The organism is Bosea sp. ANAM02 (assembly GCF_011764485.1).
GTDB lineage: Bacteria > Pseudomonadota > Alphaproteobacteria > Rhizobiales > Beijerinckiaceae > Allobosea.
The window spans coordinates 1,615,746-1,636,714 of sequence record NZ_AP022848.1; the positions used below are offsets into that span (position 1 = coordinate 1,615,746).

General features: G+C 65.2%; 20 protein-coding genes and 1 pseudogene. 16 read left to right on the forward strand and 5 right to left on the reverse strand.

All coding sequences use genetic code 11. From position 1 onward, the window contains the following. Nucleotides 1–22: 22 nt before the first annotated feature. Nucleotides 23–328 carry a YciI-like protein gene (locus tag OCUBac02_RS07745; RefSeq protein ID WP_173044679.1) on the reverse strand — a complete coding sequence of 102 codons (306 nt, stop codon included), beginning with the start codon at nucleotides 326–328 and terminating at the stop codon, nucleotides 23–25. Nucleotides 329–811: 483 nt separating this feature from the next. Between OCUBac02_RS07745 and OCUBac02_RS07750 the strand changes: the two genes are divergently transcribed. The 6 genes and pseudogenes from OCUBac02_RS07750 (at nucleotide 812) to OCUBac02_RS07775 (ending at nucleotide 7,974) form a co-directional block, all read left to right on the forward strand. Continuing rightward, the gene (locus OCUBac02_RS07750; protein ID WP_173044681.1) at nucleotides 812–1,675 is read left to right on the forward strand and encodes a tyrosine-type recombinase/integrase; all 864 of its coding nucleotides are present in this window, start codon (nucleotides 812–814) and stop codon (nucleotides 1,673–1,675) included. Nucleotides 1,676–1,690: 15 nt separating this feature from the next. Continuing rightward, nucleotides 1,691–2,905, forward strand: a complete 1,215-nt coding sequence (locus tag OCUBac02_RS07755; protein WP_173043472.1) for an IS91 family transposase — start codon at nucleotides 1,691–1,693, stop codon at nucleotides 2,903–2,905. A 422-nt stretch (nucleotides 2,906–3,327) separates the two neighbouring features. Next, nucleotides 3,328–3,480, forward strand: a pseudogene (locus tag OCUBac02_RS07760) (cold-shock protein); the annotation flags it as partial. 41 nt (nucleotides 3,481–3,521) lie between these two features. Next, a complete protein-coding gene (locus OCUBac02_RS07765; protein WP_173044685.1) occupies nucleotides 3,522–3,866 on the forward strand; it encodes a hypothetical protein in 345 nt (114 codons plus the stop codon). A 124-nt stretch (nucleotides 3,867–3,990) separates the two neighbouring features. Then, nucleotides 3,991–4,758 (forward strand): transglutaminase-like domain-containing protein, encoded by a 768-nt coding sequence (locus OCUBac02_RS07770; RefSeq protein WP_348521650.1) that lies wholly within the window; start codon nucleotides 3,991–3,993, stop codon nucleotides 4,756–4,758. A gap of 108 nt (nucleotides 4,759–4,866) precedes the next feature. Further along, nucleotides 4,867–7,974 carry a hybrid sensor histidine kinase/response regulator gene (locus OCUBac02_RS07775; RefSeq protein WP_173044689.1) on the forward strand — a complete coding sequence of 1,036 codons (3,108 nt, stop codon included), beginning with the start codon at nucleotides 4,867–4,869 and terminating at the stop codon, nucleotides 7,972–7,974. 87 nt (nucleotides 7,975–8,061) lie between these two features. Here OCUBac02_RS07775 and OCUBac02_RS07780 read toward each other — a convergent pair whose 3' ends face one another. Then, complete coding sequence (locus tag OCUBac02_RS07780) at nucleotides 8,062–8,253, reverse strand: CsbD family protein (protein ID WP_173044691.1); 192 nt, start codon at nucleotides 8,251–8,253, stop codon at nucleotides 8,062–8,064. A 395-nt stretch (nucleotides 8,254–8,648) separates the two neighbouring features. Between OCUBac02_RS07780 and OCUBac02_RS07785 the strand changes: the two genes are divergently transcribed. Both OCUBac02_RS07785 and OCUBac02_RS07790 read left to right on the forward strand, forming a co-directional pair. Beyond that, nucleotides 8,649–8,930: a DUF6894 family protein gene (locus OCUBac02_RS07785; protein ID WP_173044693.1), complete on the forward strand. Its 282-nt coding sequence runs from the start codon at nucleotides 8,649–8,651 to the stop codon at nucleotides 8,928–8,930. Continuing rightward, nucleotides 8,927–9,283 carry a response regulator gene (locus OCUBac02_RS07790; protein ID WP_173044695.1) on the forward strand — a complete coding sequence of 119 codons (357 nt, stop codon included), beginning with the start codon at nucleotides 8,927–8,929 and terminating at the stop codon, nucleotides 9,281–9,283. The genes OCUBac02_RS07785 and OCUBac02_RS07790 overlap by 4 nt, the downstream gene beginning before the upstream one ends. On the opposite strand, the gene OCUBac02_RS07795 is transcribed toward OCUBac02_RS07790, so the two are convergent. After that, on the reverse strand, nucleotides 9,280–10,713 hold the full coding sequence (locus OCUBac02_RS07795) for a PAS domain-containing protein (protein ID WP_210256120.1): 1,434 nt from the start codon (nucleotides 10,711–10,713) through the stop codon (nucleotides 9,280–9,282). The two genes, OCUBac02_RS07790 and OCUBac02_RS07795, sit on opposite strands and share 4 nt — an antisense overlap. Before the next feature lie 286 nt (nucleotides 10,714–10,999). Between OCUBac02_RS07795 and OCUBac02_RS07800 the strand changes: the two genes are divergently transcribed. The 5 genes from OCUBac02_RS07800 to OCUBac02_RS07820 all read left to right on the forward strand — a co-directional run bounded on the left by OCUBac02_RS07800 (nucleotide 11,000) and on the right by OCUBac02_RS07820 (nucleotide 16,472). Beyond that, entirely contained in the window at nucleotides 11,000–11,968 is a 969-nt protein-coding gene (locus tag OCUBac02_RS07800) for a sensor histidine kinase (protein ID WP_173044697.1), read from the forward strand. Between the two features lie 377 nt (nucleotides 11,969–12,345). Continuing rightward, complete coding sequence (locus OCUBac02_RS07805; RefSeq protein ID WP_173044699.1) at nucleotides 12,346–12,798, forward strand: hypothetical protein; 453 nt, start codon at nucleotides 12,346–12,348, stop codon at nucleotides 12,796–12,798. 11 nt (nucleotides 12,799–12,809) lie between these two features. Next, nucleotides 12,810–14,216 (forward strand): exonuclease domain-containing protein, encoded by a 1,407-nt coding sequence (locus OCUBac02_RS07810; RefSeq protein WP_173044701.1) that lies wholly within the window; start codon nucleotides 12,810–12,812, stop codon nucleotides 14,214–14,216. Nucleotides 14,217–14,338: 122 nt separating this feature from the next. After that, nucleotides 14,339–15,340 carry a hypothetical protein gene (locus OCUBac02_RS07815; RefSeq protein WP_173044703.1) on the forward strand — a complete coding sequence of 334 codons (1,002 nt, stop codon included), beginning with the start codon at nucleotides 14,339–14,341 and terminating at the stop codon, nucleotides 15,338–15,340. Nucleotides 15,341–15,470: 130 nt separating this feature from the next. Next, a complete protein-coding gene (locus OCUBac02_RS07820; RefSeq protein WP_173044705.1) occupies nucleotides 15,471–16,472 on the forward strand; it encodes a hypothetical protein in 1,002 nt (333 codons plus the stop codon). Between the two features lie 81 nt (nucleotides 16,473–16,553). On the opposite strand, the gene OCUBac02_RS07825 is transcribed toward OCUBac02_RS07820, so the two are convergent. Next, complete coding sequence (locus OCUBac02_RS07825) at nucleotides 16,554–17,573, reverse strand: hypothetical protein (protein WP_173044707.1); 1,020 nt, start codon at nucleotides 17,571–17,573, stop codon at nucleotides 16,554–16,556. Next, nucleotides 17,570–19,030: a hypothetical protein gene (locus OCUBac02_RS07830; protein WP_173044708.1), complete on the reverse strand. Its 1,461-nt coding sequence runs from the start codon at nucleotides 19,028–19,030 to the stop codon at nucleotides 17,570–17,572. Before OCUBac02_RS07830 ends, OCUBac02_RS07825 begins: the two co-directional genes overlap by 4 nt. Before the next feature lie 211 nt (nucleotides 19,031–19,241). Between OCUBac02_RS07830 and OCUBac02_RS07835 the strand changes: the two genes are divergently transcribed. The 3 genes from OCUBac02_RS07835 (at nucleotide 19,242) to OCUBac02_RS07845 (ending at nucleotide 20,903) form a co-directional block, all read left to right on the forward strand. Further along, on the forward strand, nucleotides 19,242–19,475 hold the full coding sequence (locus OCUBac02_RS07835; RefSeq protein WP_348521651.1) for a helix-turn-helix domain-containing protein: 234 nt from the start codon (nucleotides 19,242–19,244) through the stop codon (nucleotides 19,473–19,475). Between the two features lie 75 nt (nucleotides 19,476–19,550). Next, entirely contained in the window at nucleotides 19,551–19,778 is a 228-nt protein-coding gene (locus OCUBac02_RS07840; RefSeq protein ID WP_173044712.1) for a helix-turn-helix domain-containing protein, read from the forward strand. 177 nt (nucleotides 19,779–19,955) lie between these two features. Next, nucleotides 19,956–20,903: a hypothetical protein gene (locus OCUBac02_RS07845; protein ID WP_173044714.1), complete on the forward strand. Its 948-nt coding sequence runs from the start codon at nucleotides 19,956–19,958 to the stop codon at nucleotides 20,901–20,903. Nucleotides 20,904–20,969 lie beyond the last annotated feature (66 nt).

Sequence of the window (20,969 nt, forward strand, 5' to 3'; positions counted from 1 at the left end):
CCCGGCACGACCTATTGGTCCGTCAGTCCGGCCGCATCTTCGAGGAGGCATCCTCACCCACCACGGTGGCCCACTCGCGGATGCGCCACTCCCGAACAAGGCCGTTGTTGATATAGGGATCGTCCTTCACGAACCGCTCGACAATCTCCGGGCTATTTCCCTTGAAGAGAATGACACCCGTATCCAGGGGATCGGTCAGCGCTCCTGCCAACACCAGCTCTCCGCGCGCAGCGGCGGCCCAAGCCTTCTTCAGATGGTCGTTCCGAAACTCCGGCCGGCGGGCCTCGTAGCTAACCGAGAATTCAAGGAAGAGAACATAGTGTTTCACGGCCTTGTTGCTCCTTATGCAGTGTCTAGTCTGAGCGGAGGCATTCAGGACGCGAAAGCGCTTGCCGCCCCGACTGAAAGGGACCTCAGCGCGCCTCTAAATAGCCAAGTTAGATCAGGTTCGTCCGAAGTCCCGCTGGAAACGCGCGCTGGAATATGACACGGGCCACAACCCCGCGTCAGACGCCGATTTGTCGGTGCAGTGGGGACCATAAAGACGTGGCGACGGCGCCGAAATCCGTTGATCGGCTCTCATTTGCCGAGCGAAAGTACGCAGCTTTCCAAGCAAGGCTGGCGCTTTGCATCCCCTTAAGGCGTTGAGGTTGTCGTGTTTTTGACCCCGTTAGGAAACGGTGGACGTGCGCCAACGGACTAAGCCGCTCTCGCGGCAGGGCGCTGCGGCGCGGTCATTGCTGAGATTTCGCCTGTGAGGCGCTGCATCCGAGGATTTCGGGGTCGTTTCCCCTGATCCCTGGAGGCCTCCATGACCGATGCCGTCACCGTCAGTCCGCTGCGTCAGCGGATGATCGAGGACATGACCATCCGCCGGTTTGGCGAGCATACGCAGCGCGATTATGTGCGGCAGGTCCGTGAGTTCACCGCCTTCCTCGGCCTGCCGCCGGACCGGGCCGAGCCTGAGGATCTGCGGCGCTACCAGCTCCACCTGGCCTCGCTCGGTGCCAGCTACGCGCGGATGAACCTGGCCTGCACCGCACTGCGCTTCTTCTTCCATGTCACGCTGGGACGGACCGGCTTCGGTGACCGCATGGCGCGGATCCCGACGCCGGAGCGGTTGCCAGTCGTGCTGGACACGCAAGAGGTGGCGTTGCTGCTGGCCCATGCGCGGAGCCTGAAGGACCGGGCCGCGCTGAGTATCGCCTATGGCTGCGGCCTGCGCGTGTCGGAGATCGCCAACCTCAAGGTCGCCGACGTCGACAGCGCGCGCATGCTGATCCGGGTCGAGCAGGGCAAGGGCCGCAAGGACCGCTATGTCATGCTCGCGCCCGACCTGCTCGACCTCCTGCGGCAATGGTGGCGGGTGAAGCGCCCGCGTGGCTGGCTCTTCCCCGGCCAGCAGCCGGGCCAGCCGATCACGACGCGCCAGCTCAATCGGGCCTGTCATGCCGCAGCCGTTGCGGCCAAGCTCGACAAGCGGGTGTCCATGCACACGCTGCGGCACAGCTTCGCCACGCATCTGCTGGAGCGGAAGACCGATATCCGGGTGATCCAGGTCCTGCTCGGCCACAGGAAGCTCGACACCACCGCCGTCTACACCCGCGTCGCGCGGAAGACGCTGCGCGAGGTGACCAGCCCGCTCGCGCTGCTGGCGCCGCCGCCGCCGCCGTAACGCTCCGCGTCGATCATGGCGCGGCCTTCGCTGGAGGTCGCGGACATCCTGAACCGACATGGCGACGCCTTCCTCGCGCGCCATCGGCTCAGCCGTGGCCAGCTCAAGGTGATCGGTGCAATCCGGGCCTGCCGGACGGCTGCGCTCGGCGGCCATGTCATGGCCTGCGGCGACTGCGATCACGCGACGATCGCCTATAACTCCTGCCGCAACCGGCACTGCCCACGATGCCAGGGCGCGGCGGCGAAGGACTGGCTCGCGGACCGGCAGGCCGACCTGCTGCCCGTGCCCTACTATCATCTCGTCTTCACCCTGCCGGCACCGGTCGCGGCCATCGCCTTCCAAAACAAGGCCGCCGTCTACGGCCTTCTGTTCAAGGCAGCAGCCGAGACGCTCGCCACCATCGCGAGCGATCCCCGGCATCTCGGTACCCGCATCGGCTTCACCTCGGTGCTGCACACCTGGGGATCGGCGATGACCCATCATCCCCATCTCCACATCATCGCACCCGGAGGCGGATTGTCGCCTGACAGCGCTCGCTGGATCCCGTGCCGGCCTGGCTTCTTCCTGCCCGTGCGCGTGCTCTCGCGGCTGTTCCGCAGGCTCTTCCTCGAAGGGCTCACCGCTCTCAATGCTTCCGGGCGGCTCGCCTTCCATGGCGATCTCGCCCATCTGGCCGAAGCCGAGGCCTTCGCCACCGTGCTGGCGCCGCTGCGACGAGCCGACTGGGTCGTCTATGCCAAGCGCCCCTTCGGCGGACCTGAGGCCGTGCTGGCCTATCTCGCCCGCTACACCCACCGCGTCGCCATCGCCAACAGCCGCATCATTGCCATGGATCGGCACGGGGTCACGTTCCGCTGGAAGGATTATCGCGCCCGCTCCGCCGGCGAGACCTGGCGCAAGACCATGACGCTGACGGCCTTCGAGTTCATCCGCCGCTTCCTGCTCCACGTCCTGCCCGACGGATTCCACCGCATCCGGCATTATGGATTGCTCGCCTCGAGCCGGCGCGCCGGCACCATCGCCCGCATCAGGCAGATCATCGCGGCGCCAACACCGGACGCCATGACGGCAGATCGTGGAGCAGAGATCTCGGCCGAACAATCCGATCCGGTCGATGAGCGGAGGCCTCCTTGCCCGTGCTGCGGTGGCCGCATGATCCTCGTCGAGCGCTTCGCACCGGGCACAGCGCCGCGCACCATCCTCGCCGTCAGAATCGACACCTCATGACGATGGCGCCGGGACGACACCCCGAGGAAGCGCCGCCGATCTCGGCCAGAGAGCGGGCGATCCTGTTCGCCCCAGTCGCGGAAATGGAGATCGCGGTGGGCCCGGATACGTCCGATGGGCAGCCAAGCGCGGGCTCCCGGGCATCAAGGTCGGAGCATCGCGCCGCCGTTACGCGCCTCGCGCGCTCCCGCAGACCACGCCGCTCAGCGAAATCCCCATAGCCCACGGCCTCGGGCCGCAGCTTCCTCCACTGGAGGTTCTCAGACGCGGGCCCAAGAGCCGCGCCATCAATGCTGCGCAAGGGCCCGCATCTGAGACCCTTCACAATTTCTGACATTGAGACTGTGCCAAGAACCGGACGTTCGAAGCTGAGCGAAATAGGGACGCAAGCAAGCGACCTGCCAGCCCGTACGGACATTTAGCCCGACGATGGCGGTCAGGACGTGTTCGTCCATGTCTCCGCCGTCGAGCGGGCTGGCATGCGGGATCTCCGCGAAGGCCAGAAGATCGGGTTTGAGGTCGCTCGCGACAACAAGTCCGGGAAGATGACTGCGGAGCAGCTCCAGGCTGCGTAATCAGGCGATGCGTCAACGGCGACCACGGATGTACTGGCGCTTTGACCATAGCCATCGGAAAGGCCGGGCTGATGCTCGGCCTTTTTTGCTTTCAGCCTACTCGCGCTGAACATCCAGTGCTCGACGACAACGCAAGGAGAAGCGGCATGCTTCAACACTCCAAGCAGCGCATGACGGCCGATAATCAATTCCTTAAACTTCAGACCGAGTCGCTGACGAGAGGTCGGATGACATCGGAGATGGACAGCATCATCCAACAGCGCGCCGAGAACACAGCCCGTCTGAGGGGCCTTCGGCTTGCGAAGGAGGCACAAGACCAGGCCATGGCTCTCGCGTTGCCGCCGCTCAAAGCCAAGCGCGCGAAGGTGTCTAAAATCTCCGCATAGTCGCCCGGAACTCGGCTCTGTGGCCTTGTGTTGCGGTCTCACCCGTTCAGGTGAGAGGACATCCATGGACATTCGCGTCGGCTACCGGATCGAGATCGGTACGATCCAGGCTACTCCGGGCATCTTGCTGCTCGACCCGCATCCGAGCCGACAGCCGGATTTCGTGACCGGCCCCCACGCGCGGGCCGCCTCTCTCGTCGACGGAAGCGATGTGCCCGTGCAGGAATACACGGACGGCTTCGGCAATCTCTGCCGCAGGCTCGTCATTCCCGCAGGCGGCGCGATCCTCACCAACGACATGGTCGTGCGCGATTCCGGCATGCCCGATCAGTTCGATCAGGCGGCGGCGGAGATATGGCCCGCCGATCTGCCTTTTGACGTGATCGAATACATGCTACCGAGCCGCTATTGCGAGGTCGACGAGCTGTCGGCCACGGCCTGGAATCTGTTCGGGAGTTTCGCGCCGGGCTGGAACAGGGTTCAGCAGATCTGCAATTACGTGAACGCGCAGATTCGCTTCGACTATCAGTGCGCGCGCAACACGAGAACAGCCGCCCAGGCTATGAGCGAGCGCGTCGGCGTCTGCCGCGACTTCACGCATCTGGCCATCGCATTATGCCGGGCGATGAACATTCCGGCGCGCTATTGCAACGGCTTCCTCGGCGATATCGGGGTTCCACCGGATCCGGCGCCCATGGATTACAACGCCTGGTTCGAGGCTTATCTCGGCGGTACGTGGTGGACTTTCGATGCGCGCCACAACGTGCCGCGCATCGGTCGAATCCTCGTGGCGCGAGGGCGCGACGCAGCCGACATCCCGATGGTCCATACCTTCGGCCCGCATGTGCTGAACCGTTTCGAGGTCATCACTGAAGAGGTGGCTGTGGACTGATCGGATCGCGCGACCCAGAGGGCCGTTCCAGTCACACGGATGCCGAATGAGAAACTGTTGACATGAGCCAACCGGCAGCCGATGCCCGCCCCATGATGACCGGTCAAAATGCGCGACATTTCCCTTACGCCCGAGCTCGACGATTTCATATCCGAGCAAGTGGCCTCAGGCGATTATGCCGATACAAGCGCGGTCGTCCGCGCAGCCTTGAAAGCCCTCCGGGATAAGCCTCGCCCTTGGACGTCGAAGGAACGCTCGGCGTGGCCGGTGGCGGGGGGAGAATGTGGTGCGTTGATCCGCGAGCGGGACTGGGCGACGACCAGCCTCGGCGCCGTCGACACCTGGCCTGTCGAAATGCGAGCCACAATCGCCAATATCGTGAACTCCCCGGTGGCGAAGGTGCTGATGTGGGGGCCCGATCACATCATGCTCTACAACGATGCCTACAGGACGATTGCCGGGCAACGTCATCCTTCGGCTCTCGGCAGCCCGGTTGCGACGGCGTTTCCTGAGGTCTGGGATTGGAACCGCCCAATTCTGGAAGCCGGCCTGCGCGGCGAAACCATGTCCTATCGCGACCAGCCCATCGAATTCGACAGGCCGGACGGCGCCAAAACGCTCTATCTCGACCTCTTCTATACGCCGGTCTACGAAGCCGATGGCGGCGTCGGCGGCGTCATGTGCACGATCGTCGACAACAGCGCACGGGTCGAGGCAGAACGGCGCGTCGCCGTCAGCGAAACAGAACTGCTTAGAGTCACGGACGCGCTGCCGATGCTGGTCTCCTATGTCGACCGGGAGCATGTCTATCGCTTCGCGAACATCGCCTATGAAACCTGGTTTGGGATGTCGCCGGCGGGCATGATCGGGCGGCACGTCAGGGACGTCATCGGCGATACCCCTTATCAGGATCGCCGAGCTGATCTCGACCGTGGGCTTGCGGGTGAGCGCTTCACCGCTGAAACGACGATGCCGCACCGCGACGGCGTAACCCGGAGGCTCGAGGTTCGCTATGTGCCGCGCGTCGAGCCGAACGGTTCGATCCCTGGCGTATACGTACTAGGAATCGATGTGCAGGAGCGCGCCCTGCGCGAAGCTGCGCTCGCCCGGAGAAACAGCCGGTTTCGGACGGCGATGGATGCCGTGCACGGGGTATTGTGGACCAACAGTCCCGATGGCCGGATGGAGGGCGAGCAGCCGGGCTGGGCCGCGCTCACCGGTCAGGCCTATGAGGAGTACCAGGGCTTCGGTTGGGCGGAGGCAGTGCACCCAGATGACCGGTCCGGATCCGTCGAAAGCTGGAACGCAGCGGTCGCGGCGAAGAGCATGTACGTTCACGAGCACCGCGTGCGCCACAGAAATGGCAGCTGGCGCAACTTCACCATCCGGGCCTTGCCCATGCTCGATACGACCGGCGAGATCGTCGAATGGGTCGGCGTCCATACCGACATCACGCACCAGCGGGCCGCCGAAGCAGCCCTTCGCGCGCAGGCCGAGGATCTCTCCCGGCAGGTCCGGCATCGCGAGCGGGCCGAGGCGCAGCTGCGACAGCTCTACGATACGCTGGAGGCGCGCGTCATCGCAGAGATCGACGAGCGGCGGCAGGCTGAGGCAAAGCTCGCGCAAGCTCAGAAGATGGAGACGGTCGGCAAACTGACAGGTGGCGTCGCGCACGACTTCAACAACTTGCTTCAGGTCGTGGCTGGCAACCTGCAGCTTCTCGCCAAGGACATCGCCGGCAACGAGCGCGCCGAGCGACGCGTCACCAACGCGATGGCCGGCGTTTCCCGCGGTTCCAAGCTCGCCTCGCAGCTTCTCGCCTTCGGCCGCCGCCAGGCGCTCGAACCCAAGGTCGTCAATGTCAGCCGCTTCGTGCGCGGCATGGACGATATGCTGCGCCGCGCGCTCGGCGAGGCGATCGAGATCGAGACCGTGGTCGGCGGCGGCTTGTGGAACACGTTCATCGACCCCGCCCAGATCGAGAACGCCTTGCTCAATCTCGCAATCAATGCCCGTGACGCGATGGAGGGCCAGGGCAAGCTAACCATCGAACTCGCCAACACCATGCTGGACGATGCCTATGTCCGCGCCCACGACGAGGTCACGGCAGGGCAGTATGTCATGCTCGCCGTCTCCGACACGGGCAGCGGCATGGCGCCCGAGATCATCGACAAGGTGTTCGAGCCGTTCTTCTCGACGAAGGGCGAGGGCAAGGGTTCGGGCCTCGGCCTCTCCATGGTCTATGGCTTCGTCAAACAGTCGGGCGGCCATGTGAAGATCTATTCCGAGGTTGGGCATGGCACGACGATCAAACTCTATCTACCCCGCGCGTTGGAGAGCGAGGATGTAGAGGTCGCGGTCGATACTGGACCCGTGGCGGGCGGAACCGAGACGGTGCTGGTGGTCGAGGACGACGAGGAGGTCCGCGCGACTGTCGTCGAGCTGCTGGCCGATCTGGGCTACCGCGTCCTCAAGGCCGTCGATGCCGCGAGCGCGCTGAATGTGATCGAGAGCGGCATTCCCATCGACATACTCTTCACGGATGTGGTGATGCCCGGCTCGTTGAAGAGCCCCGAGCTGGCGCGAAAGGCGCGCGAGCGCCTTCCGAACATCGCGGTGCTGTTCACCTCGGGCTACACCGAGAACTCGATCGTCCATGGGGGAAAGCTCGATACGGGCGTCGAGCTGCTTTCGAAGCCGTACACGCGCGAAGCGCTGGCGCGGAAGTTCAGGCATGTGCTTGCAAACCAGCAGCAACGTAACGCCGCCGCGGCGCACCAACGCCCTCAGGAGAGCGCTGCGGTGCCGGCGCCGACCGTTGCCGATGCACGACGTACCGTGCTGCTGGTCGAGGACGACGCGCTGATTCGGATGAACACCGCTGAAATACTGGAGGATGGTGGGTTTATCGTCGTCGATGCAGGGAGCGCGGAAGAAGCGATGGCGGCGCTCCAGACTGCTCCGGTCGACATCCTCGTGACCGACATCAACCTCCCGGGAGCGTCGGGAACGGAGCTCGCGGCGAGAGCGCGAGAGCTGCGGCCGCAGGTCGTCGTTGTCTTCGCGACCGGTGACGCCTCGACGGTCGGCAAGGATGATCAGGCGTCAATTCTTGTCAAACCCTATGCCGAGCACACGTTGCTGTCGCTGCTGGGTACAGCTTCGTCCTCAGCACCTGACCCGCGGGTCAACAAGACGGACGCCGATCAAGCGTAGCGGCCATCGGCCGCCTGTCGTGCGCAGTGGCGACACAAAAAAGCGAGCTACCTTTCGGTAGCTCGCTTTGCGTCCAATCGCTGATGATCAAGCCTTGTCGACGACCTTCTTCACCGCTTCCTTGCCTTTGCCGAGAGCCTGCTGTGCCTCGCCCCTGCGCTCCTGAGCGATGCCCTCGGCCTGAAGGCTCGGCTTGTCCAGCGCCTTGCCGGCAGCCTGCTTGACATTGCCGGCGGCCTCATTGGCCAAACCCTTGATCTTGTCCATGGTGCTGCCCATCGGAATATTCCCTGTCGACTGAGCTAGCCGCTCCATGACGGCGTCGACGGGCATAACGACTAGGTTTGGAACAGGTTCCATTGCCTTTGGGGCATCGCGCCCGCGTTATCTCGTCGTATCAGCGTCTGCTTACGGTCCCCGTTGCTATGCTTCATGCTCGGCGATGCGAAGGTGATACAGGGCCTTAGCCGATGCCGAGGCAGCAGCGGGAAGCGCATGATCAGGCTCATCAGTCCCTGCTTCAGAAGCCGCGCTGCAGTCTGGCCGGTTCGAGATGAAGAGAGAGATTCGCTGCGCGACAGCCAGCAGGTCCTTCATCTCAAAAAAGAAAGGGATATTCCGGGAACAGTCCACCTCTCCTGCCGTTCGGCATCATGGGGTCGGAGAGGAACACGATGCCTACCTATAATGTACGCATGGATGTCGGCGAAGGGCCCGACGGGGGAGAGCCGATGGAATTCTCCGACGCATCGGCCGCCCGCCGTGATGCACAGATCGCAATGACTGAGATGGCCCGTGATCATATCCCTGGAAAACGCAAGGCTCATTTAGCCGTCGAGATAGACGACGACAGAGGCGCCGCGATCTATCGGGCGAAACTCGAATTCAGCGGTTACGACGGCGAAGAGCCGGAGACGGACCCAGAGCAGCAGCTTCCGAACGGACCACGTGAGTGAGCAAACCAATCGCGTTGACCGTAGAAGACGAGCCTTTGCTGATGATCCACGCGGTGGATATCGTCGAAAGCGCGGGGTTCGAGGTTCTGGAGGCGGCCAACGCGGACGAGGCGGTCGCCATCTTGGAGGGCCGCGAAGATATCCGTGTCGTCATCACCGACGTCCAGATGCCCGGCAGCATGGATGGGGTCAAGCTGGCCAATGCTGTGCGCGATCGATGGCCGCCGATCCTGATTATCGTCGTGTCGGGTCACCACAAGTTGCAACCGGGTGAGTTGCCAGACGATGTAACTTTCCTGACCAAGCCATATTCCGAGCGCCAGATGCACCAGGCGCTGTCGCGCATCGGTTAGTCGAAGGATGTGCTGATATTGCGCCGGAAGAGCTCCTCGTCGTCCGGCGTGCCGCTGATCTTGTCCTGATCAGGGAGCGGCGCTTCGAGAGTGAAGACGACGCCTGAAGGCAGGTAGCGTAGCGCGCCCTTGCCCTTCAGTTCAGCCGTCAGCACCTTCTCGATGAGCCGGGTGCCGAAGCCGCGGCGGCTGGGCTTGCTCGCGACCACAGGCCCGCCAACCTCTTGCCAGCGGAACTCGATCACCTTCGAGCCGGCGTGATCAGCGACGTGCCAATCGATGACGACATGCCCGTCTGGCACCGACAACGCGCCGTACTTCGCCGCGTTGGTCGACAGTTCGTGCAAGGCCAGCACCATCGCCATGGCGGCGCGCGGCGGCAGGCTGATAGCTGGACCGCCGACCCGGAAGGGCCTAGCGCCAGGGACGTCGAAGGATTCCGTAGCACTCGCGACGACCTCTGCAATGGTCGCGCTCTGCCATTCCTCACGGGTGAGCAGATCGTGAGCCGATGCCAGCGACTGCATGCGGGCTGTGAGGACCTCCGTCGCCTCCTTGAGCGAGCCCGCGTTACGCAAAGTCTGCGTCGCGATGGACTGAATGGTCGCCATCGAGTTCTTGACGCGATGCTTCAACTCGGCGGTGAGCAGCAGCCGCTGCTCCTCGTTGCGGCGACTTTCGGTGATGTCGAGGGTGACACCGGCCATGCTGAGCGGCTTGCCCTCCGCGGAGTAATAGGGCCGTGCGCGTGCCATGATCCAGCGGGTCTCGCCGGAGGGCGTCTCGATCCTGTACTCGTGCTCGTAGTCGTGATGGTTCTCAATCGCGTCCTTGACCGATTGCTGCATGCGCGGACGCTCTCCCGGCAGGATCGTCGCAATGAGGTCCTGATAGGTGAAAGGCTCATTAGGCTCGCGCCCGAAATTGCGCTTGCAGATGTCCGAGCAGGTCAGCCGCATATCGGTGAGGTCGAGCGTCCATGAGCCGAGGCGGGCGGCCTGGATCGTGAACTTCAGGCGTTCCTCGGAAAGCCTGAGCTCCCGGGTGCGGCGTTCGACCTCCTTCTCCAGCTTGTCATGCTCGCGCTGAAGCCGCACCAAGCGGTCGCGCTCCAGCGTGACGTCGAACTGCGAAGCGAAGAAATACGTCAGGTGACCGTCGTCGTCGAAGACTGGCGAGATCAGCACGCGATTGTAGAAGCGCGAGCCATCCTTCCGATGATTGATAATGTCCATCTCAATCTGCGAACGGCGTGCAATGGCGTCCCGCAGCTTGGCGACGTCCTCTGGATCAGTCTCCGGTCCTTGGAGGAACCGACAGTTCCGGCCTAAAACTTCCTCGCGCGTGTAGCCGGTCAAACGCGTGAAGGAATCGTTGGCGAATACGATCGGATTGTCGGGCTGGTTAGGGTCCGTGATCAGCATCGGCATCCGCGTCGCGCGAACCGCAGATGCGAAGGGGTCCGCGACTTGCCCACCTTCTCGATCTCACTCTCGATCCGGTCGTGCTCGGTCTCGGCGGACATGTGTCGTTGATCTCCTTACGTGCCTCATAGCGCAAGGCAATTGCGGTGGGCATGTCATTTGCTGCGTGACGCAGCAGCATATTGCTGTAGCGAGATGGCAACTCTCTCGGCCTCGCCGAGTTCAATCGCTGATTCGTCAAACAGGCCGTACATCCTTATGGATGCGACGCTAACTCAGATTACAGAGCAGAATGAACTCCGCCGAACGCGAAGCCCCTTTCCTGCGCAGTCTCCTTGCTGCGTCCGACGATTGCATCAAGGTCCTCGATCTTGACGGCAAGCTGACCTTCATGAGCGAGGGCGGCCAGCGCGTGATGGAGGTCAGCGACTTCAACGCGCTTTCGGGTTGCCCGTGGCCGGACTTCTGGGCCGATGCCGGGAACGCCGAAGCCAGGCACGCGATCGCTGAGGCTCAGGCCGGTCGAAGCTATCGCTTCCAGGGTGCAGCGAACACCGCGGCCGGCAATCCCCGATATTGGGATGTGAAGGTCTCTCCGATTATCGGCCCCGATGGCAATCCTGAGCGGATCCTCTCCGTGTCCCGCGATATCACCGAGTTGAAGGCCGCCGAAGATCGCTTGCTGCTGCTCGCGCAGGAACTGAAGCACCGGATGAAGAACACGATCGCGATGATCCAGGCGATCGCCGGCCAGACGCTGCGCGGTGATGACATCCCTTTAGCCGCCCGCGAGGCCTTCAACGACCGGCTCCGCGTTCTTGCCGAAGCCCAGGATCTGCTGATGCCGTCAGCCTGGGCGCGCGGTCCGATCCGCGGCGTCGTCGAACGCGCAGTCGCGCCACACGGTCTGGACAGGTTTGATATCGTCGGGCCGCCGCGAGATATCTCTTCGAAATGCGCCGTCGCTTTAGCCCTGGCCCTGCATGAGATGGCGACGAATTCGGTCAAGTATGGCGCGCTCCGCGCAGACGGCCGCGTCCGCGTGGAATGGTCGGTTGACGACGAATTTCGCTTCACTTGGACGGAAGCCGGCGGACCGAAGGTCGAAGAACCGACCCGGAAGGGCTTCGGCTCACGCATGATCGAGCGAGTGTTGGCGAGCTATTTCCGTGGCACGGGCAGCGTTGAGTACAGGCCGGAAGGCCTGGTGTTCACACTGGTTGCTCCAATCGACGCCCTAGACGACGAGAGCGGAGCATAAAAATGCCCCCAGCATCGAGGCGATACGCGCGCTCTAAGCGATGCCACGGGGCCGGACAGGCTTGGAGGCGCGACGGACGACGCGGCGCTTATGCGGCTGCGCAGCTAATCTCAAAACTGAAGTGATCTAAAACCAGAAGCTTCGGACGTCCGTTTTTGGCCGGCCTTTTTCGTTGCGGCGCGGCGCACATTGAATTGCCCGAAAGCAGAAGTTCTAGAAGTCGGCTAGGGGCCAGATTTGCGCCTTGGGCGAAGCTGCTTCATGCGATGTTTGGTAGAGGCAGGCTGAGTGGAACCCGATTTCGGGAACCCCCGCGAATCTGAGCCGACGAGCCGTTCCGGGTCATACCAGCCCGAACGGATATTGGGATGAAGACGATGAACACGGGCGACGACACCGCCCGGGATGAAGCGCGTCCGAGCGCGGAGCATCTGGCGCGGTATGCGCGCAGCTACCGGATGACGACGGATCAGCCGGAGCGGTTCTACTGGCTTTGGCAGGAAGCGATGGCGCATGCGCTGCTGCTCGAGCAGCAGGCTGAGGCGTCTTTCGTGGAGCTTGGCGGTATGACCGCGCTGCAGTTGGCCGAGGGAGCGCGCTCGACGGCGCGGCTCTTCGCCTTCCTGCTGGCGGAAGCGCCCGCCCGCGAGACCGGGCACCTCGAGGCCAAGATCATGGCCTACGAGGCGATGGCGTTCGACGAAGAGGAGATCCGCCGGACGCGGACCTCGTGGATGGTCGAGGCGGAGATGCAGCAGGATGCGCGCGAGCTCGGCATCAGTTTGAACAAGGTCGCGGTCGAGCCCGGCGGCTCGCCGAGCCGGCATTGAGGACTGGCCCCATGTCCTTCGTGATCTACGATCTCGAGACCTCGGGTCTCGAACCGCAATGGAACGTGCCGCTGCAGTCGGCGCTGATCCACACCGATGCCGAGCTAAAGCCCTTGGGCGAGCTCTCGCTACGCTGCCGTCTGCCGGCCCATATCGTACCGGCGCCGGGAGCTCTGCTGACCACAGGCATCCGACCCGAGCAGTTGGAGCAGACGCCGCTCTCCTCGATCGAGATGCTCGGCATCATCGCGCGGGCGTTGGACGCCTGGGCGCCGGCGACCATCATCGGCTACAACACGCTGCGCTATGACGAGGAGATCCTGCGTCACGCGTTCTTCACGCATCTGCTGCCGCCTTACGCGACCTCGCTGAACGGCCATCGCCGCGCCGACCTGCTGACGATGGTGCGGGCGGTGGCGATGCTCGAGCCCGGCGCCATCACCATCCCTCTGGGAGCGACGGGCAAGCCGAGCTTCCGGCTTGGGGATGTCTGCCGGGCCAACGGCATCGCGCTCTCGGAAGACGAAGCACATGATGCGATGGCCGACACAAAGGCGACGCTAGCCTTGTTGCGCCATTTGCGCGAGGTCGCGCCGACCACCGTCGCAACGATGCTCGGCCTCGCCGACAAGGGTATAGCGAGTCGGATGCTCGCCAGCCGGGACGTCCTGCTGCTCGGCGGCCAGTCGCGGCTGACGCCGGTCATCGGCGTGACGCCGCACCCGACCATCGCGACGTCCTGGGCGGCGGTCGATCTCACGGTCGATCCGGCAGATTATGTCGACCTGCCTACTGAGGATCTCATCACGCTGTTCTCGCAGCGCGGTGTCCGGCCGATCCGGACGGTCAAGACTAACGCCCAGTCGATCCTGGTAGGCTATGAGCAGGGCTGCCACGCCCTGGCAGAGGATCAGCGCGATCTTGCGCTCTACCACGAGCGCGCCGCCCGCATCCGCGAGCATGCAGTCTTCCGGGCGAACCTCGCCACAGCGATGGCGAACCGCTTCGCAGATCGCGAACCGTCGCCCCATCCCGAGGCGACACTCTATTCGGGCGGCTTGCTGTCAAACGCGGATGCCCGCGCCTGCGCCCGCTGGCATGCCTCGCCCTGGAGCGATCGGCCGACGATCGCGGCGGATCTTGGCGACGAGCGTCTGAAGGCCTTCGCCAACCGGATCACATTGATGGAGGCGCCGCAGTCTCTGTCGCCGCCCGCCTGGCAGAAGGGCCAGGCCTGGCTTCGCGATCGGCTCATGACGGAATCCGATGTGCCCTGGCTCACCCTGCCGAAGGCATTCGCCGAGGTCGCGATGCTGCGGCAGACGGTGCCGATCGAGGATGTTGCCCGCCATGCGCTTCTCGATACGATCGAGCGCTGGCTGTCCGAGCGCAGCCAATTCTTTAGGCTCGCCGCCTGAGTCCGACCGCAGGACACTGGTGATGACGAAGAAGGCGCCGGCGACGGCGCCTTCTTCGAGTCTGGGGATCGGAGGGGAAGCGCAGCCGAGATGGCTGTAACCCCAATGAGCAGGTACCCGAGATGACCAAGGACAATCAGGATCGCGGCCTCGCGCCGCTGGCCAGCGATGGACAGGATGGAGGCGGTGGGCCTCTGGGCCAGATTCGCGATCCGCTGGCCGCGATCACGGATGCGATCGGCGACGATCCCTCGCTCGGCGAGCTCGTCGCCTTCCGCGACAGCCGGCCGGATCTCGCGCTGTTCGCCCGCGAGGCGAAGCGCTGCGAAGACGAGGCGGACCGTCTGCCTTACAGCCTCGACCAGACCAATGAGGTGCGGCTGGGCAGGATCGGGCTCAGGATCGTGGCGTTGAGCTGCACCGCCATGGTCGCGATCTGGCCGGTCGATACGGTCGCGGAGTCCGATGCCAAGCGGACGCTCGCCCATGAGACGCGCCTGCGCAGCGGCGAGACCGACTACGGGATGGCGGCGATGCTCTCTGTCGAAGATGCTGCCCGCATCAGGCTGCACCGCGCCGCCTTCGCGGTCGGCGAGCTGATCGTACCGCCGGCTCCGCCGCCGCCGTCAGCGGATGACCGCGGTCTCGCCCGCTGGCCGCTCTCGCGCCTCGATTTGGTCTACACGGTGCCTCTGGCGGGCGGCGACGCCTCGCTCGACGGCGGGCAGGTCGCGCGCTGGGCCGCCTTCACCGACGCCTATCCGACGATCTCGGATTGCGTCGATCGCTTCGCGCGGATGATCGCGATCGCAGACCGGCTCGATGTGCTGGCGGAAGGCCGCACCGAAGACGCGCCCGAGCTGCGGCGCGGGGCGGAGGGCGCCCGCATCCTGGCCTATCTCGCGACGGCACGCGCCGCGATCTGGCCGGCGATGCGCTACTCGGCGGATGCGCAGGCCAAGCTCAGGCTGGTCGAACTGGTCAATGAGCGCGCCTGCCGCCGCGATCCGCTGCACCAGCAGGCCGCGATCCGGCACATCGTCTCCGAGGCGAACTGGATCGCCAAGGCCTTCAGGCTCGGGGCGACGCTGGAGCTCGAGCCGGACTGGATCCCGATCGTCTGACGGACGGCGCGGAGACCACAACGCGGACCATTACGACGACGAGGCGCTCGGGAACGGCGCCTCGTTCGATTCCGGGGACGGAGGGGACGTGCGGCCAAATGGTCGTAACCCCAACGGAAAGTTCGAAGACATGACCAGGAATGACCAGGGCAGCGGGCGCTCGCTCGCCCCGCTGGGCGGGCAACTCCCGCACGAGTACGACACCGGCGCGCTGCAGGATCCGATCACGCTGGTGACGGCGATCGCCGGCAGCGACGATCCGAGCCTCGACGAACTGGTGGCCTTCCGTCGCCAGCCGATCGACCTGAAGGCTGCGGCGCGCCACGCCAAGGCCCTCCAGAACGAGGAGTTCCGGGTGAGCCTCGCCCGTGAGCTCGGAGACGAGCAGGGCGAACTCGCCTGCGCTGGCCTGCAGATCATGGGCCTGTCTCTCGTGGCCCTGGTCGCGACCTGGCCGGCGGATGATCTCGATCAGGCCGAGGCGAAGCTGGCGCTCGCCGAGAAGACCGGTGCGCTGCATCCCCGGCACGAGCCGGACTACGTCGCGAGCCTGGATGCGACGCATGCGCGCCGCCTGCGCTGGAAGCGCGCCGCCTTCGCCGTGCCCGAGCTGATGCTGCCACTAGGCCCCGCCATGCCGCAAGGCTCGAGCCAGGGCCTCTCGACCTGGCCGCTCGCGCGCTGGGACCTGGTCGCCGGCCTGCCGCTGCGGGGCGGGCCGCCCACCTTCGCCCACACCGAGCTCGCCGCCTGGGCCGGCTTCGCCAGGGCGACGCCCGATCTCGACCGGCTGCTGGCGCGCGCCCGCAAGATGTTCGAGACCTGCGATCGGCTGGTCGCGCTCGCCCAGCGCGGTCCGGAGAATGCCAGCGAGCTGATGGTCGCGGCAGAGGGTGCGCGCCTCGCCGGGTACCTCGCCGCGGTGCAGGTCATGATCTGGCCGGTCCACAACAGGCTGAGCCTCGCGACGAAGCGCGAGGTCGTCGCGCTGATCAACCTGCGCGGCGTGGTCGGTGACCCCGTGCACATGCAGGCTGCCGTCAGGCATGTCACGGCCGATGCCGCCTGGATCAAGTCCCTGCCGGTCGACGCCCGCGACACGTTGAACTTCGACTGGAGCGAAATCGTCTGACCGGCGAGGAACGATCCCGATCATCGTGATGGGCGGCGCCGGCACGGCGCTGCCCATTTGTCTTGCTGGCACGCGGCTTCATCATCCCCTTTTCCGGCAGCGCGTGATGGCGGCCCGCAGGGTGGCTTTGTAGCTATTCATTCCCTCTGCCACGAGATCGTCGATGCGCCAGCCCGCCGGTATTCGGATCAGAGCGACGCGCGTGCGCGAGACGGCATCGGGCGCCTCTGCTTGCCCGGCGGTGACGATGATCGTTCGTCGATCGGTTGAATCCTGACGGATGTCGGACTCATAACGCATCCGCGTCGGGCCGCCGGCGCCTTGCGCGCCGCCGAGGCGAGGATCGCCGTCATAGATCGGGCAGCGCGGCGACAGCGCCATCGCCTCATGCACGAGCCTGGCGAGGCCGGGCGACAGCATGGCGTTCGCGGCGGAACTCCCGCCGATTATCGCGGCATAGTCTTCCCCCGCCTCGTAGAGCCGTTTGACGAGCTCGAGCGCATCGTCGCCTCGCTGTGGCGGTCGAGCCGAGGCGGTCCTGTCGAAGCCCGTCCGCTGGATCGTTGTGCGACCGATGCCGTTTGCCCCGAGTGGAACCTCGTAGCGCCTGCGGCCGGTCGGCTGACTGCGAGAATCAGCTGGCCGCAGATAGGGCGTCGCGTACGTGATTCGCTGCGCCTCGAAGATGACGTCGCTGACGCTCTCGCCGATCAGTTCGGTCTCTCCGAGCAGGCGGAACGGGCCGTTACGGTCGGCGACGAACACCAGTCCCTTCGCTTCGACCGCATTGCCGGTGGGGTCGAATTGCCAGCGCACCGAGACGAAGGCGAAACGCCGGTCTGCGGCGCAGCCGTAATGCACATCGGCGCTGACCGCGTTGTCGGCGAGCGAGCAGCGCCTGGGCTGGAAATCCATGCCCGTGCAGCTTCGCGTCTTCGCCGCCAGGGCCGCGCGGATCTCCATTGCTGCCGCCCCGCGCGCGGCACCGAGCGCGCCGTCCTGATCGGCATAGTGCTCTGTCGTCTCGGCGACCACCGAGCCGGCCAGCATCCAAAGCGATATCGCTCCAAAGGCGATGAAACGGATGGTCGAGCGCATCATGATGCGCCCTCCAGCCAGCGCAGCTTGGCCTCGCGGCAGGCGAAGGTGGTCAGGCTGCTGCCGCTCATCAGATCGGCGAGCGTCACCACCGCGCCGGTCGCAAAGCCGAGGCTCCGGACAACCGGGGTCGGATCGTTGCGGTCGAGGGTCGTCGCCAGGCAGCCGACCAGATCCGAGGCGGTGGTCAGCGGGATCTTGCCTTCGAGGTCGCCGATCGCCCAGATCTCGACACCGCCCTCGCGGGTCGCCTTGCGCAGCTTCAGGGTCGCGGACGGCCCGCCACGAGCAGGCGCGATGGTGATCGAGGGAGAGCCGAACCAGGAGGACGTAGTCGTAACGGCAAAGCCATCGATCGCGGCGGCGCAGACCATGGTGTTGTGGTCGACCGGCCCCAGCGTTCCGTTCGCGCGCGGCACGCCCATCAGCTTCGGCCCACCGAGCGTCTCAATCCCGGCCTTGTCGAGCGCAGCCTTGCAGGCGCGCTGAACGAAGGCGGCTTCCATGCGCTTGCAGGAGGTGTCGATGGCGCGAATGCCATCGTCCTGGCTGGAGAACAGCGTCTTCGACCAGACCTCGTTGCAGGCCTGGCGGGCCGTGCGGATCAGCTTGTCGGCGACGACCTTGCTGCCATAGGCCTGCTCGAGCTTCTCGACGATCTCGTCGGTCACCTGACGGCGGATCGGCAGGACGGCCGCCTCATAACGCTCCTTCAGCGTGCGAGCCAAGGCGGCATCGCCGATGCGCAGATCCGGCATCGGCAGCCATTTGGCCGCGACCATGGCCTCCAGCGTCCGGTCGGAGCGCTCGGCCGCCGCGATCGCGGTCTGGATTCGAGCTTCGGCCACCTTGGCCAGCACGGCCTCAGCGCGCGCGGTGCAGCCGGCGATGACGGCGTTGATCAGGTCGTCGGGATAAAAGCTGCGCAGCGGCCACCAGTCGTCCTGCGCGCCGTAACCGGTGCACCAGCCCCGCGCCGTGCCGATCGGCTCCTTCGAGGCCCAGGTCGCGATCCAGCCGAGCATGCCGGTGACGATGACGTCCTTGTTAGCCAGAAGATGCGCGTTGAGCGCGTTCCAGCAGCCGATGGTCAAACCCCGCGCCGCACGCGTGCGGGCGTCGATCTGCGCCGCATTGCTGTCGAGCAGTGGCGGTCCCGCCGAGTACCAGGGTCCGAGCAGCTCGGAACAGACATTCGCAGCTTTGGGGATCGCCGGGCGCGACAGGTCGAGCAGTCCGATCACGCGCGAGACCTCGGACGACAGGCGAGCCGCCTGGCCCGGCCCATCGACGCCACGCTCGCCGCCGAGCTGCCGGAACCGCTGCTGCAGCGTCTTGGCCTGGGTCGCGGCCCCGTCGTCGCGGAAGCGCAACCCAGCATCCGGAAAGGCCAATGACGCCGTCGCCGCGACGCAGAGGCTCGCTGATATCAGGAAGCGGGACAGGAGTTGCCGGATCATGTGGATGTATCCTCAGGCGCCATCGTTCGCTCAATCGAAATATGGGCCTATGGGCATCTTATTTAATCGGCGCTGAATCCGGCGAGGCGCGAGTGCCTGCGTCGCGGGAAAGACGGGTCAGGTTTAATAATGGGTCTAATTACCGTGGATAAATCGACCTTGCTGCGGTCGACATCGCGACGTGGATGCGCGCGAACTCCTTGCCTGGAACATGAGACGGCTGCGGGTCGAGCGTGGCCTGTCGCAGGAGAAGCTGGCGCTCGATAGCGGCATCGACCGGACCTATGTCAGCCGGCTGGAGCGGCAGATCGAGAATCCCTCGATCGGCATCGTCGAGAAGCTGGCGCTGACGCTGGGCGTCCCCATCGCGCAGATGTTCGCCGAACCCGGCCGGGGCGACACCGCCCCGCAACCGCTGCGCGCCGGACGCAAGCCGAAGGGCTGAGCGGCGGTACGCCGTCGGCCTGAGAGGGGCCGCAGAAAAAGGGAACTTCCGATCCAACCGGGACGGGAACCCCACATGAATCCATCTGAACAATTGAAGGCTGCCGAGCTCCTCGCCCGCAACCTGCGGCGATTGCGCGAGGAACGCGGCTTGACGATCGATGATCTTGCCCGCCTGACCGGCATTGCAGCACGTCGCATCGAGGCGATCGAGGCCGGGAGCGTTCATGCCCATCTCGACGAGGTGAGTCTCGTGGCACTCGGGCTCGGCGTACGCATCGCAGCGCTCTTCGCGACGGAATAAGCCGACCTGGCCGGGGCGTCCGACAGACGCCCCGCTTCGAGCAGCAATGACAGGCAGCATCTTCGCGGGCGCTGCCTGTTCGCATTCCAAGGCCGGCGGGAAGCGGACCGAGGACCAGGAGAGAGGAGGAAGACGACGGAACGACACCGTCACCCCTCATGAACCCAAGGAAACACCATGAAGACCACCGCCCATTGCGACGAGCTGCTCAGCACCATCCTCCTCGACCCGAACGTGCATCCTGTCGTCGACGACCTCGCGGGCCTAGAGCGCCTCGTCCCCGACGCGCCGAGCGAGACCGAAAGCCTCGCCATCTTCCGCAACCAGCTGCCCGGCCTGCTCGCGCTTCGGGCCCGGGGTCAGGCACATACCGAACAGGTCCGGCGCCTCATCCTGCTTCTTGCCCGTGAGAAGGGGCAGATCGAGCGCTGGATCGATGTCGCCAACGCGCTGACGGTGCTGACCAATGCCTCGAACCTCGCCCTGCTCCTACTGCCGACCCGGTCGGAGGACGACATCTGGGCACGCGAGCAGTTCGGCCGCAACCTGCTGCGCCACGCCCGCCGGAATGGCGATGGCGAGGACATCGCGCTCGTGCGTCGTGCGGTCGCCGATCTGCCGCCGCGTGCCGCGCATCTGGCGCTGCCGACCAGCGCCAATGCGGTCGCCGAGATGATCGAGACCATGGCGCGGCGGGTCGGCGCTCTCCAGCCGAAACCGCAGGATGAGACCGAACCCGGCGCGCCCCGCGCGTGGGCGCTCGAGCAGGCCGACAGCTTGAAGGCCTACTTCGCCGACGCGCCCGATCTCGCCGGACTGCTCGGCGGTGCTCAGCAGGTGCTGGCGCTGGTCGATGGGCTGCGCGGCATCGCCGAGCCGGATGCCATGACCCTAAACGCGATCGAAGGCGGGCTGATCCTGGCCTATGCCAAGCTGATCCGCGTCGCGCTCTGGCCGGCACGCTACTACGATGACGTCTCGGCGAAGACCGCCGCCCGCGATCTCGTCCGCACGCGTGATACCGATCCGGACCATCTCGGCGCGCTCTGGGAAATCGCGTTCGGCCAGGGCGAAACCGTGGCCGGCCAGAGCAATCGGTTCCTCAATATCGACGAGATCGGCTGACGGCAGCGCAACGGCGATACGTCGGAACATCTGGATGGCGCGCCCACGGGGCGCGCCTTTCTGCAT